The organism is Paracoccus aestuariivivens (assembly GCF_009711225.1).
Classification (GTDB): Bacteria; Pseudomonadota; Alphaproteobacteria; order Rhodobacterales; family Rhodobacteraceae; genus Paracoccus; species Paracoccus aestuariivivens.
The window spans coordinates 39268-58589 of record NZ_WMIE01000022.1 but is presented as its reverse complement, the minus strand read 5'-3'; the positions used below and the strand labels follow the sequence as shown (position 1 = coordinate 58589).

Below are 19322 nucleotides of genomic sequence, written 5' to 3'. Positions count from 1 at the left end.
GGATCGGGCAGCTGCGTGATGGTAGTCAATGACATGTGGCGTATGCTTTCTCTGCTGAGAATTGACGGCGTCTTGAACACCGCCTTGATATGCCACCCTTCAGACCATCACCAACTTTCGCCCATTAATCCGTCCGGCGGCTGATGAGGCTGATGCGTGTTCGTCGGGAAAACAGGAGCCGAAGACCGGCAAGAAGCATCCGGAGCACAAGGTTTATCCCTATCTGCTCAGTAACCTGGCCATCGCCCGACCCGACCAGGTCTGGTGTACCGATATCAGCGTCCGGCATCTCTCTCGGACGGATCGGGGTTTTCCCTATCTGGTCGCCGTCATGGACCGGCACAGCCGCAAGGTGCTGGGCTGGCGGCTGTCGAATTCCATGGACGGTCGTGGGCGCCGGATCGACAACCGGATGATCGAACGGCTGTGGCGGTCGCTCAAATACGAACGCGTCTACCTGAACGCCTTCGAGGCCGGCTCGGAGGCCCGCAAGGGGATCGGTGCCCGGATCAGCGATTACAACGGAAAACGCCCGCACTCATCACACGGGTTGCTGACCCAAGCCGAGGCCTATGATACCTCCGACCAGAACCTGAAAGCCGCCGCCTGACATGAACCCCATGCTGAAGCTGAGCCGAGCGGCAAACCGGTCCAAATTCCCGGACCACACTCTGGCCTGAGTGAAACCGAGTTCCGAAAAGCGCGACTGATCGTTCCTTGAAATCCGCCGTGAAACGGTGACTCGGGCCGCTGCTCATTCTTGATCCCCAGCGCTGAGAGTAAGTTACTCTCAGTCCGGGAGCACGGGGCAAGGTCGGTGGGCTTGAACGGACGTCGCAGTGGCGGGTTCTTCAGCCGTGCTATCTCGTCACGCAGTCCCTGGTTCTCGGCCTGAAGTGCTGCAAGTTCCAACGCGGCCGCCTCGAGTTGATCACCAAGTTGGTTCACCTGATCTTCGAGTGATTGAAACTTTCTCGACAGATCCATCACCAACCAAAGTAAGACATCGGTGCTCGGCGTCTCAAAGATATCATCCGGTGGCAGGCCCATACGAGTTTGAATCAGACTAAAATGGTAAGCACAACAGCCTGGCCCGTAAAACTGCCCTACTTACGTTCGACCGAAACGCGAGATGCGTTATCTTCTAGGTTTAAGACCACATATTCTAGCTTATAGCCGCATTAACTTTTATAATTGCGGATTACTAAGTCTTATTGAGACCGTGCAATCAATCCTGGTAATGGAGCTCCTTTATCAAGGATGATGGTTCCAAGAATGTCAGCCGCACTCATGCAAGGTCTGTATGGACAAAATCGTCGCCCTTATAGATCAAAGCGGTATCGAGGGCCCTGGAACATGCGTAGGAAAAGGCGTCGCCCATGTTCAGTTGCGCCGCATGGCCCACGACTTTGCCGTATTTGGCTAGAGCTTGGGTCGCAGCGATGCCTATCTCCGAGTTGATTTCGATCTCGGAGGCACCAAGCGTCCCAATCAGATCATCTACAAGATCCGCAGCAATGCGAAAATCCCCCTCCTGAGCAGGCCCCCTGCCCCGCGCCTGAACTCTCGTGCGTGCCAAGGCAAGCACCGCTTCGATACGAACGACCGGCGAAATGCGAAGCTCGGATTGCGCAGTTTCGATCGCTTTCAGCATAATAGGTGCTTCTGGCTCATTTTTCAGAATCGCCACGATGGCACTGGCATCAAGGAACATTATTCATCGCCCCACAGTCCATCCATGAATGCCTTATCGTCGCGGCCATCAGCCACAACTCCGGAGACAGCGGCCCGTCGTTGGATCCGCGCGACCCTGGTTGCCAAACTCTCTCGGGCAGAAAGAGCAGCAATTTGCGCGACGAACACCTCCCGGACTGCCGCTGTCTTGTCCTTTGTTCCGGTCAACGCAAGATAGCGTGCGACCAGTACGTCGATATCAGGAGCCCTAGTGTAAAGCGGCATGGTATATCCTTTCCTTTTGATGGATATATACTTTGTGCAGGAAGATCGCAAGGTGATGCTTTGCAGACTAAGGTGATCAGATACGCCTGCCAACGAATCGCATTCGTTCACAGCGAACAATGTCATTGAATATAGTAAAATCAATTAGTTGCGTAGAAAACCGCAAGCGGCTTTCTGATCAGCCGACTCTTACCCGACCACCGCGACATCCAGAATATTATCGATATTTTTCAATTTTCTAGCCGAACTGCAGAGTCAATATTTGCCCTCACGCCAACTGTCTGACGTTACAGGGAAAAGAAAATGCTTGCTCGGTCGATACTTGCGTGCCAATGATTGTTTCGTCGCGTGAGTGCGGTATTTGCGCATTCTGGCGACAAAACTGATAGGGTCCACCAAGAGACCGAGGGTATCGTGGTCGTGCATAACACAAATTTACTTCCCGGTTCAGTCGCTGGCGCAATCAGCGGCAATGCCGCACGCCTATCAGAGGCGCTCAGCAACCATATGCGGGCCAGTTTTCATCCCGATACCAGAAAAACACTGCGAAAATTCCATCCTGCAGAAGTATCGGAACTGACCGGTATCAGCATGTCCAACCTGCGGACACGTCATCAGGAAGGCGATTTCCCCGAAGTTGAGACGGATAGCCGCGGTCGCAGGCTTTATACGGCGCAAGATATTGACGCAATTCGCGAGGTCATGGCGAAGACGGGTCGCAATGGCGAGGCCTATCTGCCGGGCCGCCGGCCGAGCGATCCGTTGCAGGTCATTTCCATCGTCAACTTCAAGGGCGGCTCCAGCAAAACAACGACAGCCATTCATCTCGCACAACGATACGCACTGCGCGGCTATCGTGTGCTGGCGATCGATATGGATCCCCAAGCCAGCCTGACCACCATGTTCGGATTCAGCCCCGAGATCGAGTTTACTTCGGGCGGTACTATCTATGACGCCTTGAGATATCAGGACCCTGTTCCGCTAAGTCAGGTCATCCGGAAGACTTATTTCCACAAGCTCGATCTGGCACCCGCCGGTCTGTTGCTCTCGGAATATGAAACCGAGACGGCCTACGCACTGCAGCACAAGATAGATCCGCCCTTTACTCAGCGGCTTTCCATCGCATTGGATGAAGTCGAATATCAATATGATCTAGTGATCATTGATTGCCCTCCGCAACTCGGCTTCACAACGATGACCGCGTTGTTGGCATCGACAGGCTTGCTGATCACCGTCGTTCCTAGCATGCTGGATGTTGCCTCGATGGCGCAATTCCTTGAAATGGCTGGAGAAACTATCCGGACTCTGGAGGATGTAACAGGTCCGACCGATTGGAACTTTCTCAAGTTCCTTATTGCCAGATACGAGCCGACCGACGTGCCTCAATCGCAAATGGCAGGTTTTCTGCGGTCTATCCTGCTCGATCAGGTTCTAACGACTCCGATGCTGAAATCGACCGCAATCTCGGACGCGGGGATGACCCAGCAGACAATCTATGAACTGGAACCCAACCAGGTTGTGAAGAAGACCCTCGACCGCATTCTCGAAAGCGTCAATGGCGTCGCGGACGAGTTCGAGGCCGTCATCCAGCAGGCTTGGGGACGGAGGACTGAGTAATGGCTCGCCGCAATATCTTTCAGCCACCTGCTCCGCCAGCGGAAGCAGCAAGTCCGGAAACCATTGAGCCACGGCGTTCTTTTCCAAATACCGGAGCCATGTCGGGCGTGAAGACCACTCTACGTGATCTTTCCAGCAACGCAGTGCGGGATATTGCGCCTAATCTGATCGACGTCGACGGCCCAAAAGATCGGCTCGAATTCAATGATGCGGACGTGGCCGAACTCGCGGAAAGCATTCGCAAGAATGGGCAACAGGTGCCCATCATGGTGCGATCCACGCCCGGCGCCCCTGGCCGCTACAAGATCGTCTACGGCCGTCGCCGCCTTCGCGCGCTTAAAATGCTTGGAATACCGGCCAAAGCGCTAGTTCGCGCTTTAGATGATCGCGAGGCCATTGTTGCCCAGGGTCAGGAGAACAACCAAAGACTAGACCCCAGCTTCGTCGAAAAAGCGTTGTTTTGCGCTGAATTAAGCACTGCAGGTTACGCCAATGACGTCATTCTCGACGCCTTGGCCATCGACAAGGCAATGCTGTCGCGGATGAACAAGGTGACGCGTTCGGTTCCCCGCGCGCTCGTCGAATTTATCGGGCCTGCACATGGCATCGGACGCCGCCGGTGGGAAGATCTGGCAGTCGCGGTAGATGGCAAGGAATCTGACGTCCCTGCCCTGCTTGACCGGATTACGGCTTCCGGTGCTCAAAAATCCTCGGACGAGCGGTTTTCACTGGTCGCGAACGAGTTTGCGGGCTCGGGCCAAAGCAAGGAACGAAACGCACCTCCTACCCTGTCAGTGAAAATCCCTGAAGGCAAGATAATCGGAGAGGTGCAATCCAGCGCAAAGGCTGTGAACATTCGAATCAATTCCCCAAGCGAACCTGAATTCGCGGAATGGGCTAAGAAGAACGCGCAGAAGGCACTCATCAATCTCTACAACGAGTGGCTGGCAAACAAGCGCGCCCATTAATCGGTTTTCGAGCAGTCAACAACAGGAGCACATAAGCAGCCCAAAAACGAAAGAGCCCCCCAAGGTCACCCTCGGAGAGCCCGATCTGTCTTCGCACCTCAGATCTAGCAGTTTCTCCCCGCCAGTCAAGTCAACCGATTCGGTTGTTGGATGCTTATTGGTCTTTTTAGGCCACTAATTGGTGATCCTATGGCAAATCTTCTCGCGGCTGTCGTGAAACGACATGAAACATGTATCTGCCAGCCTCCCAATAGGAGCGCAGGTCGAAGCAGTGTTGTCCACGGACAACCAATGTTTCGATCGCGCATCTGTCATGAATGTCATTCGCCGTGCCGCGATGAGCATCGGTCTCAAGTCGCCGGTCATCGCGACACTGGACACCCTCCTCTCCTGCCTGCCGCCAAAGCGGAACCATCACATCGTCTTTGCGTCCAACCAAACACTTGCATTCCGGCGCAACGGAATTTCAGAGCGCACATTGCGGCGCCACTTTTCCACGCTTGAAGCCTTAGGTCTGATCGCACGCCACGACAGCCCTAACGGCAAACGATACTCGAAACATAGCGCAAGCACGGCCAGCATTATGCGCTTCGGTTTCGACCTTGCACCGCTCTTTCGGGCTTTGACACATTTGACCGAACGTGCCGACCAACAGGACCAAGAAAACGAACACCTGGCGTTCCTTAGAACCAAACTTCGCGCGATAGCCTCACGAGTTCTTCACATTGATCCGCAGAACAAAACAGCTGCTGAAATCCCATCCATATTGCGTAGAAAGCTATCCATAGGCGATCTCGATTCGTTGATTTATCAACTTGAGCAACTCGCATTTGACCGCGCTACACCTGTCCAAGAACATCACCTTGCTGAGGAAACGGCCGGCAATGACAGCCAAAATGTCCGCCACCATCAGAAGTCTAAAAAAGAAGATATAAAGATAGAGAGTTCAGCCATCGAGCAGGACATTGAAACATGCTATGAAAACATCAGCATTCCCACGCTGCTATCAAAATGCCCTGCAGCAGCTGAATTTGCATTAGACGAAATCAAAAGTATCGATGACATCATAGCCCATGCAGATAGACTGGCACCAATGATGCGCATCGACGCATCGTCCTACAACGCAGCTATTCAATCAAACGGGGCGATTCGGACTGCTTTGACAGTTTGGCTCATGGCCTCCATCGCACCAAGAATTAAGCGTTTCGCCCCCTATTTCAGATCACTGACAAACGGGCAGCGCCGATCCGGTTTTGAACCTTGGTCGGTAATTCTACGGCTAGACACTTCATCCATCTGAATCGTTGTCCGCGGACAACTCGGATGGCGTTAGAGATGCAAATTTGTAAGAATGAATTACGGTTGTCCGCGGACAACCAATGAAGGTCTCAATTAGATCAAGGAGCCATTCATGTGCGGCCGGTTCATCGACGCCGACCTGCGGGGAACCGACAGCGAGCTATCGCAGCTAAACATCACCCCATTCCAACGCCGATACAATATCAAGCCGACCGAAGATGTGCTGATCCTAGCCAAACAATCACTTCTGCCAATGATGGCACGCTGGTGGCTGATACCATCGTGGCACAAGGGCGATCTAGGGGATTTTAAACCGACAACGTTCAATGCGCGCATCGAGGATGCCCGCGAAAAACCCAGCTTCCGCGCAGTCTGGCGTTTCGGTCGCTGCCTTATCCCGGCTGGAGGCTATTACGAATGGAGTGGCGCGTCTGGTCACAAACAGCCGCATTTCATCCATAATGCCGGAAACGAAGGCACACTCTGGTTTGCAGGATTGGCCTCACGCTGGCAGCATCTGTTGACCTGTACCATTCTAACCCGCGCTGCAAACGGAACGGTCAACGATCTACATGCTCGTATGCCGGTGATCCTAAATGCGGAAGAGCGCGACGCCTGGTTGGCCGGAAGCGATGACCAAACGCTTGGGGCAGGGGCTTCGCTCAGACATCATCTGGTGCATCCTTTTGCAATATCCGATGACGGTCCGGAACTGATCGAACCCGCGCAGGCTTAGACGGTGCTCTCGATACGTTCTAGATATAATGGATGTGAACGAAAAGAGAACATCAATCCAGGGCAATAGTGACGCGGTGAATGATGCAAACGTACGCTAACAGATACTTGCACCGGAAAATGCGGGGCAGGGGGCGAACCGCACTTCACTTCAGCCTGCGGCACTAGGGGCAAAGACGGCCGCGAGGACGCCGTGCGTGGGGCTCCCTACAAGAATAGGCCACTCGCGACAATGGGCCGCCGATCCGTGCAAAGACTAATGAACCCCGCCACAGCACCTCTCGGGCAGATCCGCCCACGCAAGGAAAATCTATGTTTCCGAATGGCATCCCGATACGATCAGGAACGTAGGGTTTGATTTCTAATAACCGAGGAGCATGAGGTGCCGCACGATCACGACCATGAGCCGCGCTGGAAGAATGACGGCATCAGGGTAATCAAAGGCAACCAGCTTGACCCGAACACGGCCCAGACGCCCGGGATGTTCCGGCAGGCCGCGATCAACCATGCCCGCGTCGGCGCACAAAAGATCTGGGCCGGAACCGTTGCGATCCAGCCTGATGCCAAGACTGGCGTCCATCATCACGGCCCGTTGGAAAGCGTGATCTATGTCCTGCGCGGCAAGGCCCGGTTACGTTGGGGCGAGCGTCTGGAATTTGTGGCCGAGGCAGGGCCGGGCGATTTCATCTATGTGCCGCCCTATGTCCCACATCAGGAAATCAACGCCGATCCCAAGCAGGTACTGGAATGCGTCCTTGTGCGTTCGGATAGCGAGGCGGTTGTTGTCAATATCACCGACGTCGACCCGATTGAGCCTCCCGAGGCTATCTATTGGGTCGATCCTATTCATTCCGCCCCGAAGACCTGAACGACACGTTGGGACCCTTGAACGGATGGATATCCGATCAGGAACCGAGCGTGACGGCCACAAGATATGGTTGGCAACGATCGTCAAAGAGGTATCCAATGGGAGAAAAGCCCCTTCATGTTTTGCTGATCGGTGCCACCGGCGTCGTCGGCAGGCATGTCCTTGACTTGGCGCTAAACGAGTCACGGTTTGCCAAGGTCATTGCACTGACGCGCCGACCTTTGCCGGAACATCCGAAGCTCATTAACCTCGTCGTCGACCTCAACGATCTGCCTGCCGAAGCCGATTGGTTCTTCGTGGATGGTGTGATTTCGACGCTTGGGACGACGCAACGGGTCGCTGGTTCGGCCGAGGCGTTCCGGGCCATCGACCATGGGCTGAATCTTGCAATCGCCAAAAGAGCACATGACAGCGGCGCTACCCACTTTGCGCTGACATCATCGCTTGGTGCCGATCCATCGTCACGATCCTTTTATCTGCGGACCAAGGGCGAGATCGAGAACGACCTCGAGAAGATTGGTTATAGCTCGCTGACATTCGTCCGCCCCGGCTTGTTGGGTGGAACAAGATCCGAGCGCAGGTTGAGCGAAGATCTGGGCAAAGTCGTGCTTGGCGTTTTCGGGCCGATCCTGCCCACTCGCTGGCGGATCAGCCGGCCGGAACGCGTCGCTCGAGCGTTGGTCGATGCGATCGCAAGCGGCAAACCCGGTCGCCATATCGTGGATTCGTCAAGTTTGGCCTGAGTGGTCGTCAAAGCCTGCTCATCCTGCGACGGCGTCTGCGAAAGGACAGAGCAACGCTTTGTTTGCTAAGGATATCCTTACGGTAGGATCAGGATTGCTCCTGCGTTCTTGCGGTTTTCGGCGGCGCGATGCGCCTCGGCAATATCGTCGAGCATAAAGCGCGCGCCGATATCGACGCGAACATCGCCCCGCGAGATGGCGTCGAAAAGCATCGCGGCGTTCGCGCGGAAGGTTTCTGGTTCGCTGTTATGCGGAAAGACCGAAGGACGGGTCAGGAACAGGCAACCTTTTTTGTTCAGAAGTTCAGGGTCGATGGCCGGAGGCTTGCCCGAAGCTCCGCCATAGCTGACCACCAGCCCGAATTTCGCCGCACAGTCCAAGGACTGGATCAGAGTGTCCTTGCCAATTGCGTCATAAACGACTCGCGCCTTCTCGCCGCCGGTTGCCCTCAGGAATGCAGCAGGCCAGTCCGGATCATTCAGATCGATCACCGCCTGACAGCCCGCCGCAAGCGCAGCATCGCGCTTCTGCGGTGATCCTGTCGTCCCGACGACCCGCGCCCCGAGCGCGCTGGCCCAGCGGGTCAGGATCTGGCCCACGCCCCCTGCGGCAGAATGGACAAGGATCAGGTCGCCCGCAGCGATTTGATAGGTGCGATGCAGCAGGTATTGCGCGGTCATGCCCTTGAAGAACAGCGTGGCCGCGGCCTCGTCCGAAACGCCGTCGGGCAGGTGCACCAGTTTCTCGGCGGGCAGGTTGCGATGCGTGGCGTAGGCCCCGGGTGCGGAATTCATATAGGCGACGCGCTCGCCGATGGAGAAACCGGTCACGCCTTCGCCCAAGGCCTCGACCACGCCTGCGGCCTCAAACCCAAGCCCAGTTGGAAGCGGCATCGGGTAGAACCCGCTGCGCTGATAGATATCGATGAAGTTGAAACCGATCGCGGTCTGGCGCAGGGACACTTCTCCGGGGCAGGGGGGCGGCAACTCGTCCTGAACCAGCCGCATCACTTCGGGCGCACCCATGTTTTCGATAAGAACGGATTTGCGCAAAGGCATGGCTGTGCTCCTTTTTCCGAGATCAGTGCTGCGGTACGAACAGCGCCTCAAGCTTCTTGCGGAGCAGGTTCTTTTGCACCTTGCCCATGGTATTGCGCGGCAGTTCCGGCAGAATGGCGATGTGCTTGGGCTGCTTGAACCTGGCGAGGCTTTGCGCAAGCGTTGCCTTGATCGCCGCGACATCAGGCGCGCTGTCGGGGGTCGGGATCAGGACGGCCACGACCCCCTCGCCGAAATCGGGATGGGGCACGCCGATCACCGCGCTTTCCAACACGCCGGGCTGCTCGTCTAGGATCAGTTCGATCTCTTTGGGATAGACGTTGAAACCGCCGGTGATGATCAGATCCTTTTGCCGCCCGACGATGCTGACATAGCCCTCGGCGTCGATGACGCCGATATCGCCGGTGATGAAGAACCCGTTCTCGCGCAATTCCTCGCGGGTCTTTTCGGGCATCTGCCAATAGCCCTGAAAGACGTTCGGGCCGCGCACCTCGATCATGCCGGGCTGCCCATCGGGCAGGGTGGCACCATTGGCGGGGTCGGTGATTTTCAGTTCAATGTCGGGCAGGGGGAAGCCCACGGTTCCAGCGCGGCGCTCGCCCCCATAGGGGTTCGAGGTGGTCATGTTGGTTTCGGTCATGCCATAGCGTTCGAGGATGCGGTGGCCGGTGCGATCCTCGAACTGGCGATGGGTCTCGGCCAGAAGCGGAGCCGATCCAGAGGTGAACAGCCGCATGTGCCCGACCAGATCGCGGTCAAAGCGGGAATCGTCCAAAAGCCGGGTGTAAAAGGTCGGAACCCCCATCATCGTCGTCGCACGGGGCAGCAGATCGATGACCTGATCCAGTTTGAAACCGGGCAGGAAGATCATGCGCCCGCCCGACAGCAGCACGACATTGGTGGCGACGAAAAGCCCATGCGTATGGAAGATCGGCAGGGCGTGCAGCAGCACGTCATCCTTGGTGAAGCGCCATTCGCGCACCAGCACTTCAGCGTTGGAAAGCAGGTTCGACTGGCTCAGCATCGCGCCTTTCGACCGTCCGGTCGTCCCAGAAGTGTAAAGAATCGCGGCAAGGTCATCGGGGGTGCGGTCCACCGGCAGGGAAGCATGGGCCTGATCGGCCAGATCCGGCAGGGTGCCCTTGCCCGCACCATCCATCGTCCGAAGTTGTGTGCCATGCCGCGCAGCAACCTGCGCCAAAGCCTCGGCACGGGCGGGGTCCGCGACCAGCAACATCGCACCGGAATTGCCGACGAAATAATCGACCTCGTCGGGGGTATAGGCCGTGTTCAAAGGCAGAAAGACCACACCGGCCGCCAGCGCGCCAAGATAAAGCGCCAATGCCTCGGGGGATTTCTCGATCTGGACCGCCAGACGGTCACCCGGAACCAGCCCCAAGCCGCTCAGCGCCGACGCAAGCCGCATGGCCCTGTCATAAAGTGCAGTGCCGGAAACCCCGGTGCCGTTGGCGTCGAACAGCACGGCATCGCGCCGCGTGGCAAGCGGGGCAACAAGGGCATCGAAAAGCGGATTGGTCATTTTTTTCTTCCTGTCGTATTGCGCGGCACGATCAGCGCTTGCACCTGTTTCGAGGCCGCCACCTTGCGCCGGGTAACAAAGCTCTCGTTGTTCTGTTCGACCTTTTCGGGGTCGTAGAGGTAATTGACCATGGCCGTCCGGCTTTGGCGCAGCCCATTGGCCGAGACATCGGCCAAAGCATGGACCTGATGCAGGATTGCGCCATTGCCCAGATGGAAGCGTGCGACCGGATCGGCGGGCAAGCCATCGGGACGTTTGGCGTTCAGCAGATATTCGGCGGTCAGGCGGCGCAGGTCCTCGGCCAAGGGATGCAGGGCTGCGGGGTCGTTGGCGGCAAGCAGGGTGGCAGCCTCGGGGTTCGACTGATCCTTGAGCCAGCGCGCAAGGCCGGGGATCGGAGAGAGCGTGACGAAGCAGGTGATCTGCGGCAGGTCGCGTTTGACTTCCTCGACCACCTGTTTGATCAGCGAATTGCCGAAGGAAATGCCGCGCAGACCCTCTTGGCAGTTTGAAATCGAATAGAACACGGCGGTGTCGAAGCCGGTTTCAAGTTCGCGTTCCTCGGCCAGAAGCGATTGCACCGAGCCGGGAATGCCCTTGCACAGCGCGACCTCGACGAAGATCAGCGGCTCTTCGGGCATGGCGGGGTGGAAAAAGGCAAAGCAGCGGCGATCCTCGGGACGCAAGCGGCGTTGCAGGTCATGCCAGTCATTGATGGCGTGAACGGCCTCATATTCGATGATCTTTTCAAGGATGTTTGCGGGCGTGCGCCAATCGATATGGCGCAGGACAAGGAAGCCGCGATTGAACCAACTGGCGAAAAGATGCTGGAAATCGGTGTCGATCACGCCCAGTCCCGGGGCTTCGGGCAGCAGGCGCAGCAGGTCGAGGCGCATGCGCACCAGCGTCTCGGTTGCGCCGGGGGCTTGGTTCAACCGGCGGAACAGTTCTTGGCGGCGCGGCTCGGCCTCACGCGAGAGGCGGGCAAGATCGCCGGGGGCATGAGTTTCGCCGTAACGCTTGGCGGCCTCGATCACGGCATTTGGGTCGAGGTCGAGCGATTGCGCGAGATAGTCGAAAAAGGCGCGGCGATTCTCGGCGGGCATGGCGCGGTAGTGCGACAGGATATCCCGCGCCAGACGCACGCCGGAAACCTCGCCCTGTGAGGAAAGCAGGGCCTCGCATAGCTCGGTCACGGGGCGCTGGCTGGCTCCGGCCGGCGCGCTGGGACGCCGCTCGAACAAGGTGGACATGAGATCCGAGAAGAACGCGATGCGGGCCATCTTTTTTCCTTTGTCAGATAGGTCCCATCACGAGGTTCGGCAACCACGTGGCAAGGCCTGGGAACAGGCACAGGATGACGATTGCGGCGAACATGCAGCCGACGAAGGGGGCTGAGCCCAGCAGGATCGTCCGCAGCGAGATATTAGGCGCGATCGAGTTGATGACGAAAAGGTTCAGCCCGACCGGAGGGGTGATCAGCCCGACCTCCATGTTGATGGTCAGGATGACGGCGAACCAATAGGGGTCGAATTGCGCGGCCTCGAGGATCGGCATCAGGATCGGCGCGGTCATCAGGATCACGGCAACCGGGGGCAGGAAGAAGCCCGCGACCAGCAGGAACAGATTGATCAGCGCCATCAGCACCCATCGGTTCACCTCGAGCCCCGCGATCCATTGCGCGATGGATTGGGTAATGAACAGCGATGACATCATATAGGCGAAGACCCCCGCCGCCGCCATGATGAACAGGATCATCACGCTTTCGCGGGTACTGTCGCGCAAGACGCCCCAGATCGCGCGCGGGTTCCACAGACGATAGATGGTGATCGCCATGAGCAGGCAAAGTACCGCGCCGACCGCCGCGGTTTCCGAGGTCGTGGCGATGCCGCCATACATCGAGTAGAGCACCCCCACGATGACCAGCAGAAAGGGCAGGATGCGGGGCATAATCTCGAACCGTTCGCGCAGGGAATAGCTGCGCGGCGACAGCACTGCCGTGTTGCCGGACCGCCATGTCGCGAAGATCGCCCAGCCCATGAACAGCGCGGTCAGCATCAGGCCCGGGATGATCCCCGCCAGAAACAGCCGCCCGATCGAGGTTTCGGTCGCGATACCATAGACGATCATCGTGACCGAGGGCGGGATCAGGATGCCCAGCGTCCCGCCCGCCGCGATTGCCCCCGCGGCAACGCCGTCGGGATAGCCGCGCTTTTGCATTTCGGGGATGCCCATCTTGCCGATGGCGGCGCAGGTCGCCGGCGATGACCCCGAAAGCGCCGCGAACAGCGCGCAGGCTCCAAGGTTCGAGACGACGAGCCCGCCCGGCACACGGGTCAGCCAGCGTTCCAGCGCCTCGAAAAGATCGGCCCCGGCGCGGGTCGAGGCCACTGCCGCGCCCATGATGATGAACATCGGGATCGACAGGATGGTAAAGCTGTTCAGATCGGCAAAGAAGATCTCGGGGATCATCTCCAGCGAGCGCGTGCCGTCGAAGATCAGCAGGAAACTTGCGGCGACGAGCAGCAGCCCGACCGCGACCGAGATGCCCGAGAACAGGACGACGATGGTGGTGACTGCGACCAGAAGGCCAAGCGTAAGCGGGTCCATTCAGACCTCCTTGATGCCGAAGGGCGGCTCGGTGCCGGTCGCGAGCTTCACCAGATCGGCGACGAGTTGCAGCAGGAACAGCCCGAAGCCCAAAGGCATGGCCAGATAGGGCACCCAAAGCGGCGGCGCCCAGACCGTCGAGGATTTCCAGTTCCGCTCGAAGGCCTGATGCCACAGGTCCCACGAATAGAATGCGATCAGCGAACTCACCCCGATCGTCGCCAGCAGGACCGCATAGGCCAGCACCCGTCGCGCACGGGGTCCCAGCGCCATCGGGATCAGGTCGACATTCACATGCCCGCGCATCTGCTGGACATAGCCCAGACCCAGGGTTGTCGCGGCGATCATAAGATAGATGACGGCCTCGGTCTGCCAGATCGTGGATTGGCCAAGAAACGAGCGGACAAAGATCATCTGGCAGGTGACGATCAGCGCGACGACGGTCAGGGCGGCAGCGATCCAACCGAAAAAGGTCGTCAAGGCTTCGACGGCGCGCACAAAGGCGTTCTCGCCCTTGATCACCGGTGCAACCGCAATGGGTGCGGACATAAGTTTACTCCGATTGCAGGGATGCGGGCACCTTGCGATGCCCGCTGGCACTCACTCGACTGACAGGGCCATATCGAGCAGCTTCTGCCCGTCCGGCACGTCCTTGACGAATTGCTTGTACGAGGATTCCTCGGCCAGCTTTTTCCACGCGTCGAAATCCGCCTGTGTCATCTGGGCAATCTCGACACCCGCTGCCTTGAATGCCTCGACCGAGGCCGCATCCTCTTTCTTTGCCTCTTCGAGGTAATAGGCCTCGGCCTTGGCCGAAGCGGCGCGCAGGGCTTCCTGCTGTTCAGGTTTCAGCTTGTCGAAGGTGGTCTTGTTGACCAGAAGCGGCTGATACATGAACCACAGCGCGACATCGGCGGCGGGCGTGTAGCATTTCGCCAGTTCCTGCAACCGGAACGAGACGAAGGACGAGGACGAGGTATTCAGCGCCTGCAGCACATGCTGTTGCATGGCGTTATAGGTCTCGGACGAGGGCATCGAGGCGATCGAGGCGCCCGCCGCCTGCAACATCTCCTCGAAGCCTTTGCCAGCGGCGCGGACGGTCTTACCCTTCACATCCTCGGGCTTGGTGATGCAGCCATCGACACTGGCGAAGCCGCCCGCCAGATAACCTTTGACCAAGGTCATCACGTCATCTTCGTTCAGGATGCGCTCGATCTCTCCCATAAAGGGCGAGGCGTTCACGCGCGCGGCATGCTCATGGCTTTTGATCAGGCCGGGCATCAGGGTCAGGTTATATTCCGGTCGCTGACCGCCCGCATAGGACAGCGGCAGCACCGTCATGTCGAGCTGCCCCCGGCTCAGCGGTTGATATTGTTCGGTCGCCTTGAACAGCGAGCCCGACGGGAAGATCTTGATCGTCAGATCGACATTCGCCGCCGCGACGTCATCGGCGACCATCTGGGCCACCTTATGGCGCAGGTCTCCGGGCGCGAACTGATGCGACAGCCGCAGTTCCTCGGCATTGGCGGTCGACAGGCCAATCGCCATCGGGATCGCGGCAAGCACCGCAACCTTTGCAATTTTCATCGGAAACCTCCTCCCAAAGGTATCGCCTTTTTCACGATGAATGCAGCTTGCGGCGATCTGCATTTCCAGTCAACATTATTGTATGCAAGAATTTTGATTGTGAATGCAGGTGCCCAGATGCAAGAGATACCGGACCATCGCCGTACTGACCGGATCCGCGAGGCGCTTGAGGAAATGATCGTCGAGGGTCGCTTTGCCGATGGCGAGCGACTGGACGAGGTGAGCCTGTCGAAACATTTCGGCGTCTCCCGTACCCCGCTTCGCGAGGCGTTTCAGGCGCTGGCGGGTTCCGGCTTGGTCGAGCTTCGGGCGCGTCGCGGGACGTTTGTCCGCTTCCCCTCTCTCGAAGACGTGGTCGAGATGTTCGACGTCATGGCCGAGATCGAGGCGCTATGCGGGCGCTATGCCGCGCGGCGGATGGGGCCGTCAGATCGTATCGCAATGCAAGTGGCCCTGCGCGACTGCGAGAAGGCCGCCGCCGAGAACGATATCGAAGCCTATTATCGGGCGAACCACGAGTTTCATGCCGCGATCTATCGCGCCTCGGGCAACCGTTTCCTTGCCGGAGAGGCCGAACGCCTGCACCGCCGCCTGAAGCCATTCCGCCGCCTTCAACTGCGGGTTCGAGGACGAATTCAGGCATCCCTTGCCGAGCATGGCAGGATTTTCGACGCAATCGTCGCGGGTGATGATGCCGCCGTCTCGGCCGAGTTGCGGCGGCATATCGCCGTCCAAGGCGACGGCTTCGCAGATCTGGCGGCAGGCTACCGCGCGACGACCGGCGGCAAGCGGACGGGGGCCATGTAGGGCCTGTTTCGGCCGACGGTCCGGTTTACGTTTCGGCCAAGATCATCCTTGCCGCCTTCTCTGCGATCATCATCGTCGGGGCATTCGTGTTGCCGCTGGTGATCCTTGGCATAACCGATGCATCCGCGATCCGAAGGCGACCAAGCGCGCGCATCCGTAACTGCGGATCGACGACCGACGACTCATCCGCGCCCATCCGGCAGGTGCCGACCGGATGAAAGATTGTCGTGCCGACCGCACCTGCGGCCTTGACCAGATCGTCCTCGGTCTGGAAGGCGATGCCGGGCAAATGCTCTTCTGGATCGAAGCGGTTGAAGGCGGGTTGTGCGGCGATCTTGCGAGTCAACCGGATCGCCCGTGCCGCCACTTGCCGGTCCGCAGCGGTCGAAAGATAGTTCGGGCGGATCGCGGGATGGGCGCGGAAATCAGATCCGCTCACATGCACCGAGCCACGGCTTTCGGGACGCAGGTTGCAAACACTCGCGGTCATGGCGGGGAAGGCATGAACCGGTTCGCCGAATTTGTCGAGACTGACAGGCTGGACGTGAAACTCCAGATCGGGCGTTTCTTTTTCCGGCCCCGAGCGCGTGAAGATGCCAAGCTGGCTGGGCGCCATCGACATCGGACCCGAACGTTTCAGCAGATATTCCAGACCAATCGACGCCTTGCCCATCAGGCGCGAGGCTTTTTCGTTCAGCGTCGGCACGCCTTTTACCTTATAGACCAGACGCAATTGCAGGTGGTCCTGCAGGTTTTCGCCAATCGCGGGGACATCGACCAGCGGCGAGATCCCCGTAGCCTGCAGCACCTCGCCGCGCCCGATGCCGGAATGTTCTAGGATCTGGACCGAGCCGATGGCCCCTGCGGCCAGAATGGTCTCGCGCGCGGCCCGCACTTCGATCCGCTGGCCCTTGTGGTGATAGATCACACCGCGAACTTCGCCGGTCTCGATGACCAGACGCTCAACCTCGGCACCGGTCAACACCCGCAGGTTCGGACGGGACATGACCGGATGCAGAAAGGCCTTGGCCGCACTCCAGCGCCAACCCTTGCGTTGGGTCACGTCGAAATAGCCGCCGCCCTCATTGTTACCGCGGTTGAAATCGGTGGTGCGGGGGATGCCTGCCTGCTCGGCGGCCTCCAGAAAGGCATCGAGAACCGCCCAACGCACGCGGGCGGTTTCGACCCGCAATTCGCCGCCTGCGCCATGCGCCTCGTCCGCGCCGCGATAATGGTCCTCTTGCGCGCGGAACAGCGGCAGCACGTCGTCCCAGCCCCAGCCGGTGCAGCCCATCTGCCGCCAATGGTCATAATCCGCCGCCTGCCCGCGCATATAGATCATGCCGTTGATCGACGAGCAGCCGCCCAAGATCCGGCCCCGAGGGTAAAGCAGCGAACGGCCGTTCAGCCCTGCTTCGGCCTCGGTCTTAAACCCCCAATCGGTGCGTGGATTGCCGATGCAGTAAAGATAGCCGACCGGGATATGGACCCAGTGGTAATTGTCGCGCCCGCCTGCTTCCAGCAGCAGCACGCGGTTCTTGGGATTGGCGCTCAGGCGATTGGCCAGCACGCATCCGGCGCTGCCCGCGCCAATGACGATGAAATCGTAGCTTTCCATGATTTACTCCGTGTCGCGCGCAGTTCAGGACTGCGCGCGGAAACCCAGCCTGCGCCCCAGTTTCGAGGCAAAGAACTCTCCGACCAGTCCACGTCGGAACAGCAGCACGCAGACCATAAAGACGATGCCGGTGATGATCGTGACCGGGAAATCCGAGGTCGCGAGATAGTTCTGCAAGGTCACCACCAGACCTGCGCCGAAGATCGGACCGGCCAGCGTTCCGATCCCGCCCAGTAGCGTCATCAGGATGACCTCGCCCGACATCTGCCATGCCACATCGGTCAGGGTCGCGAATTGGAAGATCAGCGCCTTGAGCCCGCCCGCCAGACCTGCCAGAGCCGCCGACATGACGAAGGCCCCCAGCTTGTAGCGCGCCACGGAATAGCCCAGCGAGACAGCACGCTGTTCGTTCTCGCGGATCGATTTCAGGATCATGCCGAAGGGCGAATTGACGAAGCGCCAGATCACGACCAGTCCAAGAACAAAGACCGCCAGCACGAAGTAATACATGTTCATCGTGTCATTCAGGTCGATCACGCCGAACAGATGCCCGCGCGGCACGGATTGGATGCCGTCCTCGCCATGGGTGAAGCTGGCCTGCAGGCAGAAAAAGAAAAACATCTGCGACAAAGCCAGCGTGATCATGGCGAAATAGATGCCCTGACGGCGAATGGCGATGGCCCCCATCACCAGCCCCAAAGCGGCAGCGCCAAGGACGCCAAGCAGCAGCCCCGCTTCGGGCGACCAGCCCCAGATCTTGACGGCATGGGCGGTGAAATAGGCCGCCCCGCCGAAAAACGTCGCATGGCCGAAGCTTAGCAGCCCCGTATAGCCCAGCAGCAGATTGAAGGCCGAGGCGAACAGCGCGAAGGCCAACAGCTTCATCAGGAAGATCGGATACAGGAACTGCGGCGCAAGCACGGCCACGGCCAATGCCAAGACCAGCAGCGCAAGCTGGATCTGGCCTGCCTTGGGGTGGATGGCGATATGTTCGCCAGAGATGGGTTCGGATTTTCCGGCCATGTCAGGCCTCCTTTCCGAAAAGGCCCGCAGGCCGCAGGATCAGGACAATCGCCATGATGACGAAGATGACGATATTCGACGCCTCGGGGTAAAAGACCTTGGTCAGCCCCTCGACCACGCCCAGAAGATAGCCGGTGACGATGGCCCCAAGGATCGAGCCCATGCCGCCCACGACGACTACCGCGAAGACGATGATGATCAGGTTCGAGCCCATCAGCGGGCTGACCTGATAGATCGGCGCGGCGAGTACGCCCGCAAAGGCGGCAAGCCCGGCCCCCAGCGCATAGGTCAGTGTCAGCAGCAAAGGCACGTTGACGCCGAAAGCCTGCACCAGAACCGGATTTTCGGTGGCGGCGCGCAAATAGGCACCGAGCTTGGTTTTCTCGATCAGCAGCCACACGGCGATGCAGACCGCCAGCGAAGCCACGACCACCCAGCCGCGATAGATCGGCAGGAACATGAAGCCCAGATTGACCGCGCCGGACAGTTGCGGCGGCGCAGCATAGGGCTTGCCCGACGCGCCGTAGAAATAACGAAATGTCCCTTCGATCGCCAGCGCGAGGCCAAAGGTGAACAAAAGCCCGTAGAGTGGGTCCAGCTTGTAAAGCCGCGACAGCATCGAACGCTCGATCGCGGCGGCAAAAAGCCCGACGATCAGCGGCGCTAGTATCAGCGCGAACCAGTAGTTGATCCCGCCCACCGTTAGCAGCAGCAGGGCGACGAAGGCCCCCAGCATATATTGCGCGCCATGGGCGAAGTTGATGACGCGCAGCAGGCCGAAAATCACGGCCAGCCCCAGCGACAGCAGCGCATAGAACGAGCCGTTGATCAGCCCCACCAGCAACTGGCCCATCAGCGCCTGCAAAGGGATGCCAAAGATCATTGTCATG

Annotated in this window: 18 protein-coding genes and 1 pseudogene; 8 read left to right on the top strand and 11 right to left on the bottom strand. The window is 58.9% G+C overall.

Going from position 1 to position 19322, the window contains the following annotated elements:
* Window positions 1–172: 172 nt before the first annotated feature.
* Window positions 173–610 (top strand): annotated as a pseudogene (locus GL286_RS22675) (integrase core domain-containing protein); the annotation flags it as partial.
* A gap of 678 nt (window positions 611–1288) precedes the next feature.
* On the opposite strand, the gene GL286_RS19580 reads toward GL286_RS22675, so the two are convergent.
* Window positions 1289–1714, bottom strand: coding sequence for a type II toxin-antitoxin system VapC family toxin (locus GL286_RS19580; RefSeq protein ID WP_155097260.1), 426 nt, complete (start codon window positions 1712–1714; stop codon window positions 1289–1291).
* On the bottom strand, window positions 1714–1959 hold the full coding sequence (locus tag GL286_RS19575) for a type II toxin-antitoxin system VapB family antitoxin (RefSeq protein ID WP_170295310.1): 246 nt from the start codon (window positions 1957–1959) through the stop codon (window positions 1714–1716). The genes GL286_RS19580 and GL286_RS19575 overlap by 1 nt, the downstream gene beginning before the upstream one ends.
* A gap of 414 nt (window positions 1960–2373) precedes the next feature.
* Here GL286_RS19575 and repA point away from each other — a divergent pair, with 414 nt between their 5' ends.
* The 6 genes from repA (at window position 2374) to GL286_RS19545 (ending at window position 8189) form a co-directional block, all read left to right on the top strand.
* Window positions 2374–3576: a plasmid partitioning protein RepA gene (repA, locus tag GL286_RS19570; protein WP_170295309.1), complete on the top strand. Its 1203-nt coding sequence runs from the start codon at window positions 2374–2376 to the stop codon at window positions 3574–3576.
* Complete coding sequence (gene repB, locus GL286_RS19565; protein WP_155097257.1) at window positions 3576–4544, top strand: plasmid partitioning protein RepB; 969 nt, start codon at window positions 3576–3578, stop codon at window positions 4542–4544. The genes repA and repB overlap by 1 nt, the downstream gene beginning before the upstream one ends.
* 223 nt (window positions 4545–4767) lie before the next feature.
* Window positions 4768–5844: a plasmid replication protein RepC gene (gene repC / locus GL286_RS19560; protein WP_155097256.1), complete on the top strand. Its 1077-nt coding sequence runs from the start codon at window positions 4768–4770 to the stop codon at window positions 5842–5844.
* 111 nt (window positions 5845–5955) lie between these two features.
* Window positions 5956–6579, top strand: coding sequence for an SOS response-associated peptidase (locus tag GL286_RS19555; protein WP_155097255.1), 624 nt, complete (start codon window positions 5956–5958; stop codon window positions 6577–6579).
* 381 nt (window positions 6580–6960) lie between these two features.
* The gene (locus GL286_RS19550) at window positions 6961–7446 is read left to right on the top strand and encodes a cupin domain-containing protein (RefSeq protein ID WP_343038941.1); all 486 of its coding nucleotides are present in this window, start codon (window positions 6961–6963) and stop codon (window positions 7444–7446) included.
* A 17-nt stretch (window positions 7447–7463) separates the two neighbouring features.
* Window positions 7464–8189 carry an NAD(P)H-binding protein gene (locus GL286_RS19545; protein ID WP_211596432.1) on the top strand — a complete coding sequence of 242 codons (726 nt, stop codon included), beginning with the start codon at window positions 7464–7466 and terminating at the stop codon, window positions 8187–8189.
* A 77-nt stretch (window positions 8190–8266) separates the two neighbouring features.
* On the opposite strand, the gene GL286_RS19540 is transcribed toward GL286_RS19545, so the two are convergent.
* The 6 genes from GL286_RS19540 to dctP are packed head-to-tail and all read right to left on the bottom strand — an operon-like array spanning window position 8267 to window position 14984.
* A complete protein-coding gene (locus tag GL286_RS19540) occupies window positions 8267–9247 on the bottom strand; it encodes a quinone oxidoreductase family protein (RefSeq protein ID WP_155097254.1) in 981 nt (326 codons plus the stop codon).
* A 22-nt stretch (window positions 9248–9269) separates the two neighbouring features.
* Complete coding sequence (locus tag GL286_RS19535) at window positions 9270–10787, bottom strand: malonate--CoA ligase (protein WP_155097253.1); 1518 nt, start codon at window positions 10785–10787, stop codon at window positions 9270–9272.
* A complete protein-coding gene (locus GL286_RS19530) occupies window positions 10784–12070 on the bottom strand; it encodes a malonyl-CoA decarboxylase domain-containing protein (RefSeq protein WP_155097252.1) in 1287 nt (428 codons plus the stop codon). Before GL286_RS19530 ends, GL286_RS19535 begins: the two co-directional genes overlap by 4 nt.
* A 13-nt stretch (window positions 12071–12083) precedes the next feature.
* Window positions 12084–13397 carry a TRAP transporter large permease gene (locus GL286_RS19525; protein WP_155097251.1) on the bottom strand — a complete coding sequence of 438 codons (1314 nt, stop codon included), beginning with the start codon at window positions 13395–13397 and terminating at the stop codon, window positions 12084–12086.
* Window positions 13398–13946 (bottom strand): TRAP transporter small permease subunit, encoded by a 549-nt coding sequence (locus GL286_RS19520; RefSeq protein WP_155097250.1) that lies wholly within the window; start codon window positions 13944–13946, stop codon window positions 13398–13400. It abuts the gene before it with no gap.
* 51 nt (window positions 13947–13997) lie between these two features.
* Complete coding sequence (gene dctP, locus GL286_RS19515; RefSeq protein ID WP_155097249.1) at window positions 13998–14984, bottom strand: TRAP transporter substrate-binding protein DctP; 987 nt, start codon at window positions 14982–14984, stop codon at window positions 13998–14000.
* A gap of 117 nt (window positions 14985–15101) precedes the next feature.
* Here dctP and GL286_RS19510 point away from each other — a divergent pair, with 117 nt between their 5' ends.
* A complete protein-coding gene (locus GL286_RS19510) occupies window positions 15102–15791 on the top strand; it encodes a GntR family transcriptional regulator (protein WP_155097248.1) in 690 nt (229 codons plus the stop codon).
* A 25-nt stretch (window positions 15792–15816) separates the two neighbouring features.
* Here the strand turns inward: GL286_RS19510 and GL286_RS19505 are convergent, their stop codons facing one another.
* The 3 genes from GL286_RS19505 to GL286_RS19495 are packed head-to-tail and all read right to left on the bottom strand — an operon-like array spanning window position 15817 to window position 19321.
* Complete coding sequence (locus GL286_RS19505) at window positions 15817–17409, bottom strand: GMC family oxidoreductase (protein WP_155097247.1); 1593 nt, start codon at window positions 17407–17409, stop codon at window positions 15817–15819.
* A gap of 24 nt (window positions 17410–17433) precedes the next feature.
* On the bottom strand, window positions 17434–18432 hold the full coding sequence (locus GL286_RS19500; protein ID WP_155097246.1) for a branched-chain amino acid ABC transporter permease: 999 nt from the start codon (window positions 18430–18432) through the stop codon (window positions 17434–17436).
* Between the two features lies 1 nt (window position 18433).
* Window positions 18434–19321, bottom strand: coding sequence for a branched-chain amino acid ABC transporter permease (locus GL286_RS19495; protein WP_155097245.1), 888 nt, complete (start codon window positions 19319–19321; stop codon window positions 18434–18436).
* Between the last annotated feature and the right edge of the window lies 1 nt (window position 19322).

Coding starts and splice junctions, on each gene's coding strand:
- GL286_RS19575 (WP_170295310.1), bottom strand. CDS start 1,959: ATGCCGCTTTACACTAGGGCTCCTGATATCGACGTACTGGTCGCACGC.
- GL286_RS19530 (WP_155097252.1), bottom strand. CDS start 12,070: ATGGCCCGCATCGCGTTCTTCTCGGATCTCATGTCCACCTTGTTCGAG.
- GL286_RS19525 (WP_155097251.1), bottom strand. CDS start 13,397: ATGGACCCGCTTACGCTTGGCCTTCTGGTCGCAGTCACCACCATCGTC.
- GL286_RS19500 (WP_155097246.1), bottom strand. CDS start 18,432: ATGGCCGGAAAATCCGAACCCATCTCTGGCGAACATATCGCCATCCAC.
- GL286_RS19540 (WP_155097254.1), bottom strand. CDS start 9,247: ATGCCTTTGCGCAAATCCGTTCTTATCGAAAACATGGGTGCGCCCGAA.
- repC (WP_155097256.1), top strand. CDS start 4,768: ATGAAACATGTATCTGCCAGCCTCCCAATAGGAGCGCAGGTCGAAGCA.
- dctP (WP_155097249.1), bottom strand. CDS start 14,984: ATGAAAATTGCAAAGGTTGCGGTGCTTGCCGCGATCCCGATGGCGATT.
- repB (WP_155097257.1), top strand. CDS start 3,576: ATGGCTCGCCGCAATATCTTTCAGCCACCTGCTCCGCCAGCGGAAGCA.
- GL286_RS19580 (WP_155097260.1), bottom strand. CDS start 1,714: ATGTTCCTTGATGCCAGTGCCATCGTGGCGATTCTGAAAAATGAGCCA.
- GL286_RS19510 (WP_155097248.1), top strand. CDS start 15,102: ATGCAAGAGATACCGGACCATCGCCGTACTGACCGGATCCGCGAGGCG.
- GL286_RS19495 (WP_155097245.1), bottom strand. CDS start 19,321: ATGACAATGATCTTTGGCATCCCTTTGCAGGCGCTGATGGGCCAGTTG.
- GL286_RS19555 (WP_155097255.1), top strand. CDS start 5,956: ATGTGCGGCCGGTTCATCGACGCCGACCTGCGGGGAACCGACAGCGAG.
- GL286_RS19505 (WP_155097247.1), bottom strand. CDS start 17,409: ATGGAAAGCTACGATTTCATCGTCATTGGCGCGGGCAGCGCCGGATGC.
- GL286_RS19535 (WP_155097253.1), bottom strand. CDS start 10,787: ATGACCAATCCGCTTTTCGATGCCCTTGTTGCCCCGCTTGCCACGCGG.
- GL286_RS19520 (WP_155097250.1), bottom strand. CDS start 13,946: ATGTCCGCACCCATTGCGGTTGCACCGGTGATCAAGGGCGAGAACGCC.